At 68.6% G+C, this 15,974-nt stretch carries 15 protein-coding genes; 12 read left to right on the forward strand and 3 right to left on the reverse strand.

Annotated elements, in window-relative coordinates; all coding sequences use genetic code 11:
• Positions 1-10: 10 nt before the first annotated feature.
• The gene (gene dcd / locus E6C64_RS12480; protein ID WP_136427832.1) at positions 11-616 is read left to right on the forward strand and encodes a dCTP deaminase; all 606 of its coding nucleotides are present in this window, start codon (positions 11-13) and stop codon (positions 614-616) included.
• A 76-nt stretch (positions 617-692) separates the two neighbouring features.
• Here dcd and idi read toward each other — a convergent pair whose 3' ends face one another.
• Positions 693-1,229: an isopentenyl-diphosphate Delta-isomerase gene (idi, locus tag E6C64_RS12485; protein WP_136427833.1), complete on the reverse strand. Its 537-nt coding sequence runs from the start codon at positions 1,227-1,229 to the stop codon at positions 693-695.
• 28 nt (positions 1,230-1,257) lie between these two features.
• Between idi and E6C64_RS12490 the strand changes: the two genes are divergently transcribed.
• From E6C64_RS12490 to E6C64_RS12515, 6 genes are read left to right on the forward strand one after another with little or no spacing between them, the layout of a single operon-like run.
• On the forward strand, positions 1,258-2,322 hold the full coding sequence (locus tag E6C64_RS12490; RefSeq protein ID WP_233255609.1) for a polyprenyl synthetase family protein: 1,065 nt from the start codon (positions 1,258-1,260) through the stop codon (positions 2,320-2,322).
• Positions 2,319-3,218: a phytoene/squalene synthase family protein gene (locus E6C64_RS12495; RefSeq protein WP_136427834.1), complete on the forward strand. Its 900-nt coding sequence runs from the start codon at positions 2,319-2,321 to the stop codon at positions 3,216-3,218. Before E6C64_RS12490 ends, E6C64_RS12495 begins: the two co-directional genes overlap by 4 nt.
• Positions 3,215-4,822: a phytoene desaturase family protein gene (crtI, locus tag E6C64_RS12500; protein WP_136427835.1), complete on the forward strand. Its 1,608-nt coding sequence runs from the start codon at positions 3,215-3,217 to the stop codon at positions 4,820-4,822. The genes E6C64_RS12495 and crtI overlap by 4 nt, the downstream gene beginning before the upstream one ends.
• On the forward strand, positions 4,819-5,157 hold the full coding sequence (locus E6C64_RS12505) for a lycopene cyclase domain-containing protein (RefSeq protein WP_136427836.1): 339 nt from the start codon (positions 4,819-4,821) through the stop codon (positions 5,155-5,157). Before crtI ends, E6C64_RS12505 begins: the two co-directional genes overlap by 4 nt.
• Entirely contained in the window at positions 5,154-5,504 is a 351-nt protein-coding gene (locus E6C64_RS12510) for a lycopene cyclase domain-containing protein (RefSeq protein ID WP_136427837.1), read from the forward strand. Before E6C64_RS12505 ends, E6C64_RS12510 begins: the two co-directional genes overlap by 4 nt.
• Entirely contained in the window at positions 5,504-6,367 is an 864-nt protein-coding gene (locus E6C64_RS12515) for a prenyltransferase (RefSeq protein ID WP_136427838.1), read from the forward strand. The genes E6C64_RS12510 and E6C64_RS12515 overlap by 1 nt, the downstream gene beginning before the upstream one ends.
• A gap of 12 nt (positions 6,368-6,379) precedes the next feature.
• On the opposite strand, the gene E6C64_RS12520 is transcribed toward E6C64_RS12515, so the two are convergent.
• Positions 6,380-7,726, reverse strand: coding sequence for an MFS transporter (locus tag E6C64_RS12520; protein WP_136427839.1), 1,347 nt, complete (start codon positions 7,724-7,726; stop codon positions 6,380-6,382).
• A gap of 270 nt (positions 7,727-7,996) precedes the next feature.
• On the opposite strand from E6C64_RS12520, the gene dnaK reads away from it, so the two are divergent.
• From dnaK to E6C64_RS12540, 4 genes are all read left to right on the forward strand, one after another.
• Positions 7,997-9,856 carry a molecular chaperone DnaK gene (dnaK, locus tag E6C64_RS12525; RefSeq protein WP_136427840.1) on the forward strand — a complete coding sequence of 620 codons (1,860 nt, stop codon included), beginning with the start codon at positions 7,997-7,999 and terminating at the stop codon, positions 9,854-9,856.
• Positions 9,857-9,864: 8 nt separating this feature from the next.
• Positions 9,865-10,548, forward strand: coding sequence for a nucleotide exchange factor GrpE (locus E6C64_RS12530; protein WP_233255610.1), 684 nt, complete (start codon positions 9,865-9,867; stop codon positions 10,546-10,548).
• A 101-nt stretch (positions 10,549-10,649) separates the two neighbouring features.
• The gene (locus E6C64_RS12535) at positions 10,650-11,657 is read left to right on the forward strand and encodes a DnaJ C-terminal domain-containing protein (RefSeq protein WP_136427841.1); all 1,008 of its coding nucleotides are present in this window, start codon (positions 10,650-10,652) and stop codon (positions 11,655-11,657) included.
• 12 nt (positions 11,658-11,669) lie between these two features.
• A complete protein-coding gene (locus E6C64_RS12540) occupies positions 11,670-12,113 on the forward strand; it encodes a heat shock protein transcriptional repressor HspR (protein ID WP_438941863.1) in 444 nt (147 codons plus the stop codon).
• A 76-nt stretch (positions 12,114-12,189) separates the two neighbouring features.
• Here E6C64_RS12540 and E6C64_RS12545 read toward each other — a convergent pair whose 3' ends face one another.
• The gene (locus E6C64_RS12545; protein WP_158437854.1) at positions 12,190-13,527 is read right to left on the reverse strand and encodes a glycosyltransferase family protein; all 1,338 of its coding nucleotides are present in this window, start codon (positions 13,525-13,527) and stop codon (positions 12,190-12,192) included.
• A 168-nt stretch (positions 13,528-13,695) separates the two neighbouring features.
• Between E6C64_RS12545 and E6C64_RS12550 the strand changes: the two genes are divergently transcribed.
• Positions 13,696-15,861: an ATP-dependent Clp protease ATP-binding subunit gene (locus E6C64_RS12550; protein WP_136427844.1), complete on the forward strand. Its 2,166-nt coding sequence runs from the start codon at positions 13,696-13,698 to the stop codon at positions 15,859-15,861.
• Positions 15,862-15,974: the final 113 nt, after the last annotated feature.

The following is a 15,974-nucleotide window of genomic DNA, read 5'->3' on the forward strand; positions in this document are numbered from 1 at the left end:
GGGTTGCACTGTGCTGCTCTCCGACCGCGACATCCGCACCGAGATCGAGTCGGGGCGGATCGGACTCGATCCCTATCAGGCCGACCTCATCCAGCCGTCGAGCTTCGACGTGCGGCTCGATCGCTACTTCCGGCTCTTCGACAACCACAAGTACCCGTTCATCGATCCTGCCGAGGATCAGCCCGAGCTGACGCGGCTCGTGGAGGCCAAGGCGGACCAGCCGTTCATCCTGCATCCCGGCGAGTTCGTCCTCGGATCGACCTTCGAGCTCATCACCCTGCCCGACGACATCGCCGCACGCCTCGAGGGCAAGAGCTCGCTCGGGCGACTGGGCCTGCTCACCCATTCGACAGCTGGCTTCATCGATCCCGGCTTCTCCGGGCACGTCACCCTGGAGCTGAGCAATGTGGCGACCCTGCCCATCAAGCTGTGGCCCGGGATGAAGATCGGCCAGCTCTGCTTCTTCCGGCTCAGCTCGCCGGCCGAGCACCCCTACGGGTCCGGCCAGTACCTCTCTCGCTACCTCGGGCAGCGCGGCCCGACCGCCTCGCGCTCGCACCTCAACTTCCACCGCACCGACGTCTCGACGACCGACGCGGGACACGTAGGCGGCTGAGCCGCCAGAACACGACCGAGTCGCCCAGTTCTGCCGCCTGAGAGCGCACGCAAGCGGCAGAACTGGGCAAGTCGCGTCAGCGAGCGGCGGATGCCGCCTCGAGGAGCGGCAGCTGCAGGGCCAGCCACGGGCTGAAGGCGAACGGGATCGCCGACACTGCCACCGCCAGCTCGCGCTCATCCACCCAATGCCAGTCCATGACCTCGTCGGGCTCTGGCGAGACGGTGCCGACCGCACGAGCACGGAACACCGGGCAGATCTCGTGCTCGACGATGCCCGAGGCGTCCACGGCGCGATACCGGAAGGACGGCAGCACCAGCTCGAGGTCCGTGAGCTCGACGCCGAGCTCGTCGCGGGCCCGCCGGATGACTGCCCCCTCGAGGTCTTCACCGGGACCGGGATGACCGCAGAACGAGTTGGTCCAGACACCGGGCCAGGTCAGCTTCGCCAGCGATCGACGGGTGACGAGAAGTCGCCCCTCGTCGTCGCTGACGTGGCAGGAGAAGGCCAGGTGCAGAGGTGTCGCACGGTCGTGGACCGTCGCTTTGGGGGCGCTCCCGATGGGGGCGCCGTCGTCGTCGACCAGCACCACCAGCTCTTGTTCGGCTGACATATTCCCCGCGTGTGTAACACTGACAACTGTGGATGCGTCGGACAGTCGAGGCGTCGTCGCCGAACGGCTCGGACGCGTCGATGAAGTCCTCGAACGCTTCTTCAGCCTAATGCGGGGGCGCGCATCCGGGGTCTCCGCCGAATACGGAGCGCTCTGGGATGCTCTCGCGTCCAGCACGCTCGGGGGCAAGAGATTCCGCCCCCGTCTGGTTCTCTGCGCTCACATCGGCTGTGGCGGAGTGCGTGACGACGCTGCAGCGCATGTGGCCGCCGCCTTCGAGCTCCTGCACACCGCCCTCATCGTGCACGACGACGTGATCGATCGAGACTTCACCCGGCGCGGGATGCCCAACGTGTCCGGCAGCTATCGCGATCGTGCCGCGACTGCCGGCATCCCCATTCCCGTGGCCGAGCATCGCGGAATGTCGACCGCGATCATCGCGGGCGACCTCGCCCTCTTCAACGCCTACCGCCTGATAGACCGCAGCGGCGCGGAGGGGGCCCTCCGCGCTCGGCTCCTCGACCTGATGGACGAGGCGCTCTTCGCCTCCGCCGCCGGCGAGCTGCTCGACGTCGAGTTCTCCGTGTCACGCGAGATCCCAGCAGTGGAGCAGATCGTGCAGATGGAGCGACTCAAGACGGCGGCGTACACCTTCGAGGCGCCGCTCAAGGCGGGAGCCGCGCTGGCGGACGCCTCCTCGTCGCTCCAGGAGCTTCTCGGCGAGTTCGGCCGCGATCTGGGCATCGCGTACCAGGCCACCGACGACCTGCTCGGTGTCTTCGGCGACGAGTCGCTCACGGGCAAGACCGCCCTGGGGGACCTCCGCGAGGGCAAGAGCACCGTGCCGATCGCGTTCGCCGCGACCACCGGCCTGTGGCCTCAGATCGCCCCGTTCGTCGGCAAGGGCGACCTCACCCGGGAAGAAGCCGACCACGCACGGGAGCTGCTCGTCGCCTGCGGCGCCGAGGTGTTCACACGGGGCCTCGCCTCACGGACCGCGGCGGAGGCCGCCGCGCGGCTCGACGACATGCCCGCGAAGCTGGCCGAGGAGCTGCGGCCCGTCCTCATCGCGACGCTGGATCGCACCCGATGAGCTCGAGCGGGTCGCGGACGGGGTCGGAGACGCCGTCCCTCGACACCTACACCCGCGCCGCGGAGGCGGCCGCAGCCGTGGTCATCCGGAGCTACTCCACCTCCTTCGGACTCGCCACTCGGCTCCTTCCGTCTCGTCAACGGCGCCATGTGCAGAACATCTATGCGCTGGTGCGAGTGGCCGACGAGGTCGTGGACGGCGTGGCGGCCGAAGCAGGACTGGACCCCGTCAGCACCGCCGCCTCGCTCGACGCGCTCGAGAACGAGGTTGAGGCGGCACTCGGCAGCGGCTACAGCACCGATCTCATCGTGCACGCCTTCGCCCGGACCGCCCGGGCCACGGGCTTCGGAGTCGAGCTCAGCGCTCCGTTCTTCGCGTCCATGCGGGCCGACATCGTCGAGGTCGAGCACACGCCCGAGTCCTTCGCCACCTACATCTACGGATCGGCCGAGGTCGTCGGGTTGATGTGCCTGGCCGCATTCCTCGAAGGCAGACGGGTCACCGTCAGCAAGCGCGACGAATTGCAGCGCGGGGCTCGCGCGCTCGGCGCCGCCTTCCAGAAGGTCAACTTCCTGCGCGACCTCGCGGCCGACTTCCGGACCCTGGGCCGCAGCTACTTCCCCGACGTGCGCGTCGACAACTTCGATGAGGCGACCAAGATCCGACTGCTCGACGACCTCGACGCCGACCTCCGAGTCGCCAGTTCGATCATCCCCGGACTCCCGCGCGGCAGCCGACGGGCGGTGGCGATCGCGCACGGCCTGTTCGCCGAGCTCTCCCGGCGCATCCGCGCGGTCCCCGCCGAACGCCTCATCGAGACGAGAGTCAGCGTGCCGGATCCCGTGAAGCTGCGGATTGTCGCTCGTGCACTCCTGACGTCGGGGCGGCTCGCATGACTCCGCGCGCGGCGGTCATTGGCGGCGGCATCAGCGGACTGGCCACGGCCGCGCTGCTGAGCAGGGAGGGCTACGACGTCACCGTCCTCGAGGCACGCGGCCAGCTCGGGGGACGCGCCGGGCTCTGGGAACGGGACGGATTCCGCTTCGACACGGGCCCCTCGTGGTACCTGATGCCGGAGGTGTTCGACCACTTCTATCGGATGGTCGGCAGCACGGCCTCCGACGAGCTGGAGCTCACAGCGCTGGATCCGGGCTATCGCATCTACTTCGAGCCCGGCGCGGACGGCTCATCGCCCATCGTCGTCGCCCGGTCGCGCGAAGAGAACCTCGCGATGTTCGAAGCCGTCGAGCCGGGCGCCGGTCGACGCCTCGCGAAGTACCTCGATTCGGCGAAGGACACCTACGAGCTCGCCAAGCGCCACTTCCTCTACAGCACCTTCGCGGACTTCCGAGACGTCTTCGGTCGTGACGTGCTTCGACGGGCGGGCCGATTCCTGCCCCTGCTGCTGACGACCCTCGACAGGTTCGTGGCTCGCCGGTTCTCGGATCCGAGACTGCGCCAGCTGCTCGGCTACCCCGCGGTCTTCCTCGGCTCATCCCCGTTCAGCACCCCGAGCATGTACCACCTGATGTCGCACCTCGACCTCGACGACGGGGTCCTCTATCCGCAGGGCGGCATCGCCCGCGTGATCGAATCCATCGGCGATCTCGCCGTCGGGGGCGGCGCGACGGTGCTGACCGGGGCTCGGGTGACCTCGATCGTCACGAAGCCGGTAGGCGGCGCCAAGCCCACTGTCCTCGGCGTCCGCTACATCGACGCGAGCGGCGCCGAGCAGTTCCTCGCGGCGGGCACCGTCGTGCTCAGTGCCGATCTGCATCTGGAGACCCAGCTCCTGCCGGAGGATCTGCAGACCTACCCCGAGAGGTGGTGGGAGAAGAAGGAGGCCGGCCCGAGCGCGCTCCTGCTCTACCTCGGGGTGCGGGGCGCGGTACCGGAGCTGGATCACCACACGCTGCTGTTCGCCCGGGACTGGAAGGCGAACTTCTCCGCGATCTTCGATGCGCCGACGCATATTCCCGAACCGGCATCCATCTACGTCTGCCGCCCCAGTGCCACTGATCCGAACGTCGCGCCGGAGGGGTTCGAGAATCTCTTCGTGCTGGTCCCGCTTCCCGCGGATCCGAGTATCGGACGGGGCGGACTGGACGGCACGGGCGACGCGCGCGTCGAGCAGCTCGCCGACACGGTGATCGCGCAGATCGCCGAGTGGGCGGGAGTCCCGGACCTCGCGGAGCGCATCGTGCTGCGTCGAACGGTCGGACCCGCGGACTTCGAGAGCGACCTCGGCGCGTGGAAGGGATCGGCGCTCGGTCCCTCGCACATCCTGAAGCAGAGCGCCTTCTTCCGTGCCGGCAACATCAGCAGGAAGGTCACCGGACTGCTCTATGCGGGCGGCTCCACGATTCCGGGCATCGGGCTGCCCATGTGCCTGATCAGCGCGGAGCTGGTCCTCAAGCGCCTGCGCGGCGACATCTCGGCCGGACCCAGCCAGGAGCCCGCCGCATCGGCCGGCGCTCCGGTCCGCACTCCTGGGTCATGAGCGCGCTCTACCTCCTCGCCCTGCTCGTCTCGCTGAGCGGGATGGTGGTGCTCGATCGGCGATTCGCCCTCTTCTTCTGGCGGGACGCCCGTCGCGCAGCGACGGTGCTCGGAGCCGGACTGGTGCTCTTCGTGCTCTGGGACATCACGGGGATCGCCACCGGGGTGTTCTTCCGGGGCGAGTCCGCCATCACCACAGGCGTCCTGCTCGGCCCGGAGTTCCCCCTCGAGGAGATCTTCTTCCTCCTGCTGCTCTGCTACTCGGCGATCAACCTCTTCGCGGGCGCCGAGCTGATCCTGGTTCGTCGGCGATCCCGCGGGCGGCAGCGCTCATGACCTACCTCCTCGTCAACGCGGCCTTCCTGCTGCCCGCCCTCGTGCTCGCGGTGGTCGCATTCGCCGTCGCACGAAGGCGGCACCCGCACGCGACGGCCGCGTCACCCGTCGCCCTGCTCCTCGGGCTGGTCGGCGTGCTCGTGGCGACCGCGGTCTTCGACAACGTCATCGTCGGGACCGGGATCGTCGACTACGACCCGCAGCGGATCAGCGGCATCCGGCTCGGCGTCGCGCCGATCGAGGACTTCGCCTACGCGATCGCAGCGGCCGCGCTGCTGCCCAGTCTCTGGATCCTGCTGCGGCGCCCGCGCTCGGCGAGCCAGGAACACGACGGCGGGAGGAGCTGATGCGGGTCGTTCGGGCGCTGTTCGCGTCGTCCCGTCCCATCTCGTGGGTCAACACCGCCTATCCGTTCGCCGCGGCCTACATCCTGACCACCGGTCGGATAGACGCCGCCTTCGTGATCGGCACCATCTACTTCCTCATCCCCTACAACCTGGCGATGTACGGGATCAACGACGTCTTCGACTACGAGTCCGACCTGCGCAATCCCCGCAAGGGAGGGGTCGAAGGTGCCGTGCTCTCGAAGAGCCTGCACCGCACGACGCTGTGGGGCGTCGTCATCACCAACGTGCCGTTCCTCGTGGCCCTCGTCATCCTGGGCAGCCCGATGTCCTGGCTCGTCCTCGCGGTGAGCGTCTTCGCGGTCCTCGCCTACAGCGCCCCTGGACTGCGCTTCAAGGAACGACCATTCGTCGACTCGCTGACCTCGAGCACCCACTTCGTCAGCCCGGCCGTCTACGGCCTGGCCGTCGCGGGCGCGACCGTGACGGGTCCCCTCGTGGCGCTGCTGGTGGGCTACTTCATCTGGGGTATCGCGAGCCACGCATTCGGCGCGGTGCAGGATGTCGTCGCCGACCGTGCCGGCGGCATCGGCTCCGTGGCGACCGTCATCGGAGCGAAGGCCACGGCTCGTCTCGCCTTCGCGGCGTACCTGGTGGCCGGCGCGCTCATGCTGCTCACGACCTGGCCCGGTCCGCTCGCAGGCATCCTGGCCCTGCTCTACGCCGCGAACGTGGCGCCCTTCCTCGGCATCTCCGACGCGGATGCCGAGCGGGCGAATGTCGGCTGGCGGCGCTTCCTGCTGCTCAACTACGTGACCGGCTTCTTCGTCACCATGCTGCTCATCTGGTGGGCCTTCCTCCGCTGAGCAGCGGAGGGGTCAGTCCTTGGGCGTGAGCGCGGCGGCGCTGGCCCGACCGACGGCGCGGACCGGGATGAGCAGGCCGAGGCCCACGAGCAGGACAAGGACGATGCCGAGGATGCCGAACACCTGGGAGCCGAAGATCGTGATGAACAGCGCCCAGAGCGTGGGAGCGATGAAGGTCGCCGCACGCCCCGTGGTGGCGTAGAGGCCGAAGACCTCGCCCTCCTTGCCGGGCGGGATCACGCGGGCCAGGAAGCTCCGGCTGGCCGACTGCGCCGGACCGACGAACAGGCAGAGCAGCAGCCCGAAGATCCAGAACACGGTCTGTCCGCCCGGGCTGAGCACGAAGACGAGCGTGCCCGAGACGACCAGCCCGATCAGGGCCGCCACGATCACCGTCTTGGGGCCGAGGCGGTCGTCGAGCGCGCCCACGACGACGGTCGAGATGCCCGCGACCACGTTGGCCGCGACGGCGAAGATGATCACCTCTCCGGCGGAGAACCCGAAGGTGCCTGCGGCCAGCACTCCGCCGAAGGTGAAGACGCCCGTGAGCCCGTCGCGGAACACGGCGCTGGCGATGAGGAACCACACCGTGTTGCGATCGCTGCGCCAGAGAGCGGCGATGTCGCGGAACAGCGTGCGGTACGAGGTGAGGATGCCGACCCTGGCTCGTCCGACGCCGCGGGTACGGGCGACCTCGGGCACGGAGAGCAGCGCGGGGAGCGCGAAGATCGCGAACCAGCCGGCGGCCAGCAGCATCGAGACTCGGACCGCCTGGCCGTTCTCGGACGTGACGCCGAAGAGGCCGACGTCGGGGTGGATGAAGCCGTAGTAGAGGATCAGCAGAAGCACGATGCCGCCGAAGTAGCCCATGGCCCAGCCGAAGCCGCTGATGCGGCCGATGTTCCGCGGCGTCGAGACCTGCACGAGCATCGCGTTGTAGTTGACCGCGGCGAACTCGTAGAAGACGGTGCCGACCGCCAGCAGACCGAGTCCCAGCCAGAGCAGCTCGGGTCGCGGCTCGACCAGGTACATGAGCGCGATGCAGACGACGACCACCGCGCTGTTGACGGCGAGCCAGAAGCGGCGGCGACCCGACCCGTCCGAGCGCTGTCCGGTGATCGGCGCGGTGAGCGCGACGAGCACACCCGCGACCGCCAGCGCCCAGCCCAGTTGGGCGGAGACGAAGGCCTCCCCGCCGAAGCCGTCGGTGCTCGTCAGATAGACCGTGAAGACGAACGTGGTGACGACCGCGTTGAACGACGCGGACCCCCAGTCCCAGAGCGCCCATGCGACGATGCGCCTGCGAGGGACGGCTTCTGCCTTCGGGGAGTCGAGTCCCTCGGCAACAGTGCGCGACATGCTCACAGGCTAGTGCTGCGCCGTTCAGAGCTGGAACGGGAACACGATGGCGGAGGCGGACCGTCCGTGGTGGGGCGAAGCTGAGAGTTGAGCCAATGAGGCTCAAGATTGTCGTCGCAGACTTGACACACGTCGGCTCATGAATAGCATTGAGTCAGCAGGGCTCAAGTCTCGCATCGGACCTCGCGGTCGCCGAAAGCCCGGGCGCGCCAGGCCGACCCCGATCCAGCTCCATCATCCAGTTCCACTATCAGCAGGAGAGAAACCCACATGGCACGTGCAGTAGGAATCGACCTCGGAACCACCAACTCGGTGGTCGCGGTCCTCGAGGGCGGCGAGCCCGTGGTCATCGCCAACGCCGAGGGCTTCCGCACCACCCCGTCCGTCGTCGCCTTCACCAAGGACGACGATGTGCTCGTCGGCGAGACCGCCAAGCGTCAGGCCGTCACCAACGTCGATCGCACCATCGCCTCGGTCAAGCGCCACATCGGCACCGACTGGAAGGCCGACATCGCGGGCAAGAAGTACACCCCGCAGGAGATCTCGGCTCGCATCCTCGCCAAGCTGAAGCGCGACGCCGAGCAGTACCTCGGCGACACCGTGACCGACGCGGTCATCACCGTCCCCGCCTACTTCAATGACGCCGAGCGTCAGGCCACCAAGGATGCCGGTGAGATCGCCGGCCTCAACGTGCTGCGCATCATCAACGAGCCGACCGCCGCCGCGCTGGCGTACGGCCTCGACAAGGGCAAGGAGGACGAGCTCATCCTCGTCTTCGACCTGGGCGGCGGGACGTTCGACGTCTCCCTGCTCGAGGTGGGCAAGGACGACGACTTCTCGACCATCCAGGTCCGCTCCACCGCCGGCGACAACCGCCTCGGCGGCGACGACTGGGACCAGCGGGTCGTCGAGTACCTCATCGGCCGGTTCAAGGACTCCACCGGAGTCGACGTATCGAAGGACAAGATCGCCCTCCAGCGTCTCAAGGAGGCCGCCGAGCAGGCGAAGAAGGAGCTCTCCAGCTCCACCTCGACCTCGATCCAGCTGCCCTACCTCTCCCTCACGGAGAACGGCCCGGCCAACCTCGACGAGACGCTCACCCGCGCCAAGTTCGAGGATCTGACCAAGGACCTGCTCGACCGCACCAAGAAGCCGTTCGCCGACGTGATCCGCGAGGCCGGCGTCAAGGTCGGCGACATCGCGCACGTCGTGCTCGTCGGCGGCTCGACCCGCATGCCCGCCGTCAGCGCGCTCGTCAAGAGCGAGACGGGCAAGGAGCCCAACAAGGGCGTCAACCCCGATGAGGTCGTCGCAGTGGGCGCCGCGCTCCAGGCTGGCGTGCTGAAGGGCGAGCGCAAGGACGTCCTGCTCATCGACGTCACGCCCCTCTCCCTCGGCATCGAGACCAAGGGCGGCATCATGACCAAGCTGATCGACCGCAACACCGCGATCCCGACCAAGCGCAGCGAGACATTCACCACGGCCGACGACAACCAGCCGTCCGTCGCGATCCAGGTCTTCCAGGGCGAGCGCGACTTCACCCGCGACAACAAGGCGCTGGGCACCTTCGAGCTGACCGGCATCGCCCCCGCCCCCCGTGGTGTTCCGCAGGTCGAGGTGACCTTCGACATCGACGCCAACGGCATCGTGCACGTGTCCGCGAAGGACAAGGGCACCGGCAAGGAGCAGTCGATGACCATCACCGGCGGCTCGTCGCTGCCCAAGGAGGACATCGAGCGCATGGTCCGCGAGGCCGAGGAGCACGCCGCAGAGGACAAGCGTCGTCGTGACGCCGCCGAGGTCCGCAACAACGCCGAGCAGCTCGTCTACTCGATCGAGAAGCTGATCAAGGAGAACGACGAGAAGCTGCCGGCCGACGTCAAGACCGAGGTCCAGGCCGATGTCGACGCCCTCAAGTCCGCGCTCGCGGGCGAGGACGATGCCGCGGTGAAGACGGCGGTCGACAAGCTCAACGAGAGCCAGTCGAAGCTCGGCCAGGCGATCTATTCCCAGTCGCAGACCGACGCGACCGCCGCCGCCGAGGAGACGGCGAACTCCGAGGGTGCCTCGAGCGACGAGGACATCGTCGACGCCGAGGTCATCGACGAAGACGACGACACCAAGAAGTAGGACGGACGATGGCTCCCAAGGAACCGAAGACGCCGGGCGCTCAGCCCGGGGGCACCCCGGACGACAACGGCGCGAACAACGCCGGGAACCCGTCGGAGGAGCAGTCCGCTTCGTTCGAGTCGATGGAGGGTCCCGACATCGAGACCCCCCTCGGCTCGGACGCCGGACCCTCTGCGGCCGCCGATGCGGGTGACTCCCCGCTCACGGCGGAGGACCTCGCCTTCCTGGCGGATCCCTCCGCCGGGGCATCGTCGCTCGGCAGTGTGCCGGTGGATCCGGCCGACGAGCACCTGGCCGATCTCAAGCGGGTGACTGCGGAGTACGCCAACTACCGGCGTCGCACCGAAGCCAACCGTCAGATCGAGAAGGATCGCGCGGTCGGCGACGTCGTCAAGCAGCTCCTGCCCGTGCTCGACGACCTCGATCGTGCCGAGAAGCACGGGGACCTGGTCGAGGGCGGTCCGCTGACGAGCATCGCTCAGAAGCTCCGGGCCATCGTCCAGCGCTTCGGCGTCGCGCCATATGGCGAGATCGGCGAGGCATTCGACCCCGAGCAGCACGAGGCGATCTTCCAGAAGCCGAACTCCGAGGTGACCGCGCCCACCGTGGCCGATGTCGTCGAGCGCGGATACCGCATCGGCGATGCGAACCTCCGGGTGGCCCGGGTGGTCGTCGACACCCCGGCGGACTGACCCGCCGCTCTCCCAGTACGGCCCCGGCTCCCACCGGGGCCGTACCCTTTCTCAGGGCCCGCGCGGCCCACACGGCACTCCCATCCAAGGAATCGAGCACAGTGGCAAGCCAAGACTGGTTCGACAAGGACTTCTACAAGGTCCTCGGCGTCGACAAGACCGTCGACGCGAACGCGCTCAAGAAGGCGTATCGCAAGCTCGCGCGCCAGTACCACCCCGACTCCAATCAGGGGGACGCCGCAGCGGAGGCGCGCTTCAAGGAGATCAGCGAGGCCTACGCCGTGCTCTCGGACGCCGACCAGCGCGCCGAGTACGACCAGATCCGCGCCATGGGCTCGGGCGCTCGGTTCACTGCGGGCGGCAACCAGGGCGGCGGCTTCGAGGACGTCTTCGGCGGCATGTTCAACGGTCAGGGCGGCCGACGGACAGCGGGTGCGCAGCAGGCCAACTTCGACGACATCTTCTCGATGTTCGGCGGCGGTCAGGGCGGCACGACCTTCGGTCAGGGCGGCTTCGGCCAGTCCAGCGGCGGCTACCGCGGATTCGGCGGTCCGACACCTGGCCGCGACGTCACCGCCACGACCACCATCGACTTCGTGACGGCCACTAAGGGCGACACCATCCGACTGCAGGGCGCCGACGGCCGCCCGCTCAACGTCAAGGTCCCCGCCGGCGTCGCGAACGGCCAGAAGATCAAGCTGAAGGGCAAGGGGGAGCCGAGCCTCGATGGCGGCCCCGACGGGGATCTGGTGCTCACCGTGACGGTGCGCAAGCACCCGGTCTTCGAGCGCGAGGGTCTCAACCTTCGTGTGACCGTCCCCGTGACGTTCGCCGAAGCCGCATTGGGAGCCACCATCGAGGTGCCGACCCTCGGCGGCGAGCCGGTGCGGCTGCGCGTCGCCCCGGGCACCTCGAGCGGCAAGGTCCTCCGGGTCAAGGACCGCGGAGTGGCGACGCCGAAGGGCACGGGAGACCTGCTCGTTCGCATCGAGGTCGCCGTGCCATCGCGACTGACCGCGGAGCAGCAGGAGGCGCTCGAGCAGTTCGTCCAGGCCGGTCCGCGAGAGAACCCGCGGGACGATCTCCTCGCCCGCTCACGCGCGGAGTAGGCGGCGACGCGGATGGATCCGACGACGGGGGACATGAGCGATGCGCCGCTCTTCGCTATCGCCGTAGCGGCCGAGCTCGCCGGGATGCATCCGCAGACGCTGCGCCAGTACGACCGCATCGGACTCGTCTCGCCCGGCCGGACCGCGGGCAAGTCACGGCGCTATTCGGTGCGCGACGTCGCCCAGCTGCGCGAGATCGCCCGGCTCAGCGCCGAAGGCGTCAGCCTCGAAGGCATCCGGCGGATCCTGGAGCTCGAGAACGAGGCTCTCGCCCTGCGCCGCCGGGTCCGAGAGCTGGAGACGGCGCTCGCCGATGAGCTGCTGCGTCGACCGGGCAGCCGCGTATTCGCCGCAGCGGAGGACGGCGGGGTCATCCCGCTGCGCACGGGAACCCGCACTCAGCGTCGGACCGAGATCATGATCTGGCGTCCACGCCCGGAGCCGCTCGACGAGTAACCCCCAGGTGAACTGCCCAGTTCTGCCGCTCGGAGCGCGTTCCCGGCGGCAGAACTGGGCAGCTCGCTCGACTCGCTCAGCCAGGGAGCACCAGCGCCGGCTCCCGGCCGCGGAGTGCGCTCGGAACGGCCAGTGCCGCCAGCTGCCAGACGGCCACCCCGAAGAGCGAGATGAGCAGCGCATTGCGCCCCGACAGCAGCAGGAGCGCGCCGAGCTGGAGCTCTATCAGATTGAGATAGAAGACCGGGAAGATCAGCGTCGTCATCGTCGCGATCACTCCGACCAGGATCGCGATGCCCTTCCATCGGCGACCGCCCAGCACCAGTCCCGCCGCGCACACGGGCACGAGCCACAGGACGTACTGCGGTGAACCCACCTTGTTGAACACGATCATCGCCGCGACGATCGCCAGGCTCGCGGACAGCAAGATCTCCATGGGATCGCGCCCGCCGCGTCGCGCGAGGATGACGAGCAGCAGGATCAGCGCGACCGCGATCGCCATCAGCGGCGTCATGATGCCGGCCACCCGATTGGTGCCGGGCCCGACCACCTCCCGGGTGGCGATCTCCATGTTCTGGTAGATCCGCACACCCGAGGCGCCCAGCCACTCCGCCCAGAGCCAGGGTGTGGTGACAGGCGCCTCGAGCTGGAGCGCCCGGCCGGTCTGCGCGGTCAGGAAGCTCGCGAAGTGCGTCAGACCGCCCGCGCGGATGGCCACCGCGAGCAGGATCGCACTCACGGCGACCGCCGAGAGCAGGGCGGGGAGGCGGGTCCGAGCCGACGTCAGCATCGTGCCGAGCACGGCGATGGGCCAGACCTTGATCCAGGCCGCGACGGAGAGCAGCACTCCGGCCGCCCATGGACGACGCGCGATCAGCAGCAGTCCGATCAGGCCGAGCGGCGCTGCGACCCCCTCCAGCCTCAGCAGCGCGACGGGACTCAGCAGGAAGAGGATCCCCAGCCACCACCAGGCCGCCGCGATGGAGCGCCGACCGCCGCGCGCGAGGAGCACGGCGGATGCGGCCGCGTCGAGAGCAGCGGTCATGACGAGCCAGCTCAGCTGGAACCAGTGCGACCCTGCGAGGCCGGCCAGGAGGATGGGGCTGAGCGCTCCGAGGGGGTACACCCAGTCCGCTGTCACCCCGGGGATGGTGCCGCCGTGCAGCGTCTGCATCGCCCACAGGCGGTAGAGCGGCAGGTCGCCGAGCACGCCTCCACCGACGATGACGGGGAGGAACCAGGCGAAGTACATCAGCTGGAACCCGCCGAAGGCCGCCCAGAATGCCCGTGGAGTCAGCAGGCGCCCGATCGGCAGAGTGCGGAAGCGACGACCCGCTGACGAGGTCGCCCATCTCGCGAGCATGGCCCTACCCGCCACGCGGCCCGCCGATTCTCGGGTCTGATCGGCGGTCACGTCTCCGGATGCTTCCGCAGCCGGATGAGAGCGAGGTGAACGAAGCATTGCGAGAGTCATGCACTCAGCCCAGAGTTCGCCGTGAGCGTGACATGGTGGAGGCAGGAGATGACCCGACATCGCCTAGACTTGAGTGCACAAGACTCAACCTTTGTTTCGGGAGATCTCATGGCGAATCCAACCGGGCAGCGATCCTCGGACGAGAACCGCACTGCACTGCAGCAGTACGGCATCAATCTCACCGACGTCGCCCGCAGCGGCAAGCTCGACCCGGTCATCGGCCGTGATGCCGAGATCCGTCGGGTGAGCCAGGTGCTGACCCGTCGCACCAAGAACAACCCCGTCCTCATCGGCGAGCCCGGTGTCGGCAAGACGGCTGTGGTCGAGGGGCTCGCTCAGCGCATCGTCGCGGGCGATGTCGCCGATTCGCTCAAGAACAAGCAGCTCGTCTCTCTGGACCTCGCGGCACTCATCGCCGGCGCCAAGTATCGCGGCGAGTTCGAAGAGCGGCTCAAGGCCGTGCTGAAGGAGATCAACGACTCCGGCGGCCAGATCATCACCTTCATCGACGAGCTCCACACCCTCATGGGTGCGGGTGGCGGCGAAGGGTCCGTCGCGGCGGCCAACATGCTGAAGCCCATGCTCGCCCGCGGCGAGCTGCGGATGATCGGCGCCACCACTCTCAACGAGTACCGCGAGTACATCGAGAAGGACGCCGCCCTCGAGCGCCGCTTCCAGCAGGTGTTCGTCGGCGAGCCGACCGTCGAGGACACCGTCGCGATCCTCCGCGGACTCAAGGAGCGCTACGAGGCCCATCACAAGGTGGCCATCGCCGACTCCGCCCTCATCGCGGCCGCGTCGCTGTCCAATCGCTACATCACGGCCCGGCAGCTGCCCGACAAGGCCATCGACCTGATCGACGAGGCGGCGTCCCGTCTGCGGATGGAGATCGACTCCGCTCCCGTCGAGATCGACGAGCTCCGCCGCTCCGTCGATCGCCTCAAGCTCGAGGAGATGGCGCTCAAGCGCGAGAAGGACGATGCGTCGAAGGCGCGTCTGGAGCGCCTGCGGGCGGACCTCGCCGACCGCAAGCTGCGTCTCGACGAGCTCGAGCTGCGCTGGGAGAAGGAGCGGGCCGACCTGAACCGCGTCGGAAACCTCAAGGAGAAGGTGGACAGTCTCCGGGTGCGCGCCGAGCGCGCGCAGCGGGAGGGCAACCTCGAGGAGGCGTCGCGCCTGCTCTACGGGGAGATCCCGATCATCGAGCGTGAGCTCCTCGAGGCCGAGAAGGCGGAGGAGCAGCCCGACGAGCCGCGGATGGTCAACGAGCAGGTCACCGACGAGGACATCGCCGCCGTCGTCGCCGCCTGGACGGGCATCCCGATGGGCCGGCTTCTGCAGGGAGAGACCGAGAAGCTGCTGCGGCTGGAGAGCGAGATCGGCAAGCGGCTCATCGGCCAGCGCAAGGCGGTCGCCGCCGTCTCGGACGCCGTCCGCCGCAGCCGCGCGGGCATCTCCGATCCGGACCGTCCCACCGGCACCTTCCTCTTCCTCGGTCCGACAGGGGTCGGCAAGACCGAGCTCGCCCGAGCGCTCGCCGACTTCCTCTTCGACGACGAGAAGGCGATGGTCCGCATCGACATGAGCGAGTACAGCGAGAAGTTCGCCGTATCGCGCCTCGTCGGCGCCCCTCCCGGCTATGTCGGCTACGAGCAGGGCGGTCAGCTGACCGAGGCGGTCCGTCGGCGGCCCTACTCCGTCGTGCTGCTCGACGAGGTGGAGAAGGCGCACCCCGAGGTGTTCGACATCCTGCTTCAGGTGCTGGACGACGGACGGCTGACCGACGGCCAGGGGCGCACGGTGGACTTCCGCAACACGATCCTCATCCTGACCTCGAATCTCGGCAGCCAGTTCCTCGTCGACCCGGACACCTCTGTCGAGGACAAGGAGAAGGCGGTGCAGGCACTGGTGCGCCAGGCGTTCAAGCCGGAGTTCGTCAACCGGCTCGACGACATCGTCGTCTTCTCGACGCTGTCGACCGGTGATCTCGGTCAGATCGTGTCGCTCTACATCGATCGGCTCGAACGGCGCCTGTCCAACCGTCGACTGCAGCTCGCCGTGACGCCCGACGCCCGCGCGTGGCTCGCCGATCGCGGCTTCGATCCGATGTACGGAGCGCGTCCGCTGCGCCGCCTGATGCAGAACGAGATCGACGACCGACTTGCGCGCGAGCTGCTGGCCGGCACGATCCGCGACGGCGACACCGTCCGCGTCGACGTCGCACCCGATGGCGACTCGCTGGCGGTCAGCCGCTTCGAGCTTGCGGAGGCGTGAACTCCACGTCCGAGGACAGAGCGATGGCCGGCGGGATGGACTCCCGGCCGGCCATCGCTGTGCTCGGACTCAGACGTCGAGGCTCAGACGTCGAGGCTCAGACGTCGAGGCTC

Source organism: Naasia lichenicola, from assembly GCF_004801885.1.
Lineage (GTDB): Bacteria > Actinomycetota > Actinomycetes > Actinomycetales > Microbacteriaceae > Naasia > Naasia lichenicola.

Excerpts from the sequence above, each read along its gene's own strand:
- idi (WP_136427833.1), bottom strand. The coding sequence starts at position 1,229 with ATGTCAGCCGAACAAGAGCTGGTGGTGCTGGTCGACGACGACGGCGCC.
- E6C64_RS12495 (WP_136427834.1), top strand. The coding sequence starts at position 2,319 with ATGAGCTCGAGCGGGTCGCGGACGGGGTCGGAGACGCCGTCCCTCGAC.
- crtI (WP_136427835.1), top strand. The coding sequence starts at position 3,215 with ATGACTCCGCGCGCGGCGGTCATTGGCGGCGGCATCAGCGGACTGGCC.
- E6C64_RS12505 (WP_136427836.1), top strand. The coding sequence starts at position 4,819 with ATGAGCGCGCTCTACCTCCTCGCCCTGCTCGTCTCGCTGAGCGGGATG.
- E6C64_RS12510 (WP_136427837.1), top strand. The coding sequence starts at position 5,154 with ATGACCTACCTCCTCGTCAACGCGGCCTTCCTGCTGCCCGCCCTCGTG.
- E6C64_RS12515 (WP_136427838.1), top strand. The coding sequence starts at position 5,504 with ATGCGGGTCGTTCGGGCGCTGTTCGCGTCGTCCCGTCCCATCTCGTGG.
- E6C64_RS12520 (WP_136427839.1), bottom strand. The coding sequence starts at position 7,726 with ATGTCGCGCACTGTTGCCGAGGGACTCGACTCCCCGAAGGCAGAAGCC.
- dnaK (WP_136427840.1), top strand. The coding sequence starts at position 7,997 with ATGGCACGTGCAGTAGGAATCGACCTCGGAACCACCAACTCGGTGGTC.
- E6C64_RS12530 (WP_233255610.1), top strand. The coding sequence starts at position 9,865 with ATGGCTCCCAAGGAACCGAAGACGCCGGGCGCTCAGCCCGGGGGCACC.
- E6C64_RS12540 (WP_438941863.1), top strand. The coding sequence starts at position 11,670 with ATGGATCCGACGACGGGGGACATGAGCGATGCGCCGCTCTTCGCTATC.
- E6C64_RS12550 (WP_136427844.1), top strand. The coding sequence starts at position 13,696 with ATGGCGAATCCAACCGGGCAGCGATCCTCGGACGAGAACCGCACTGCA.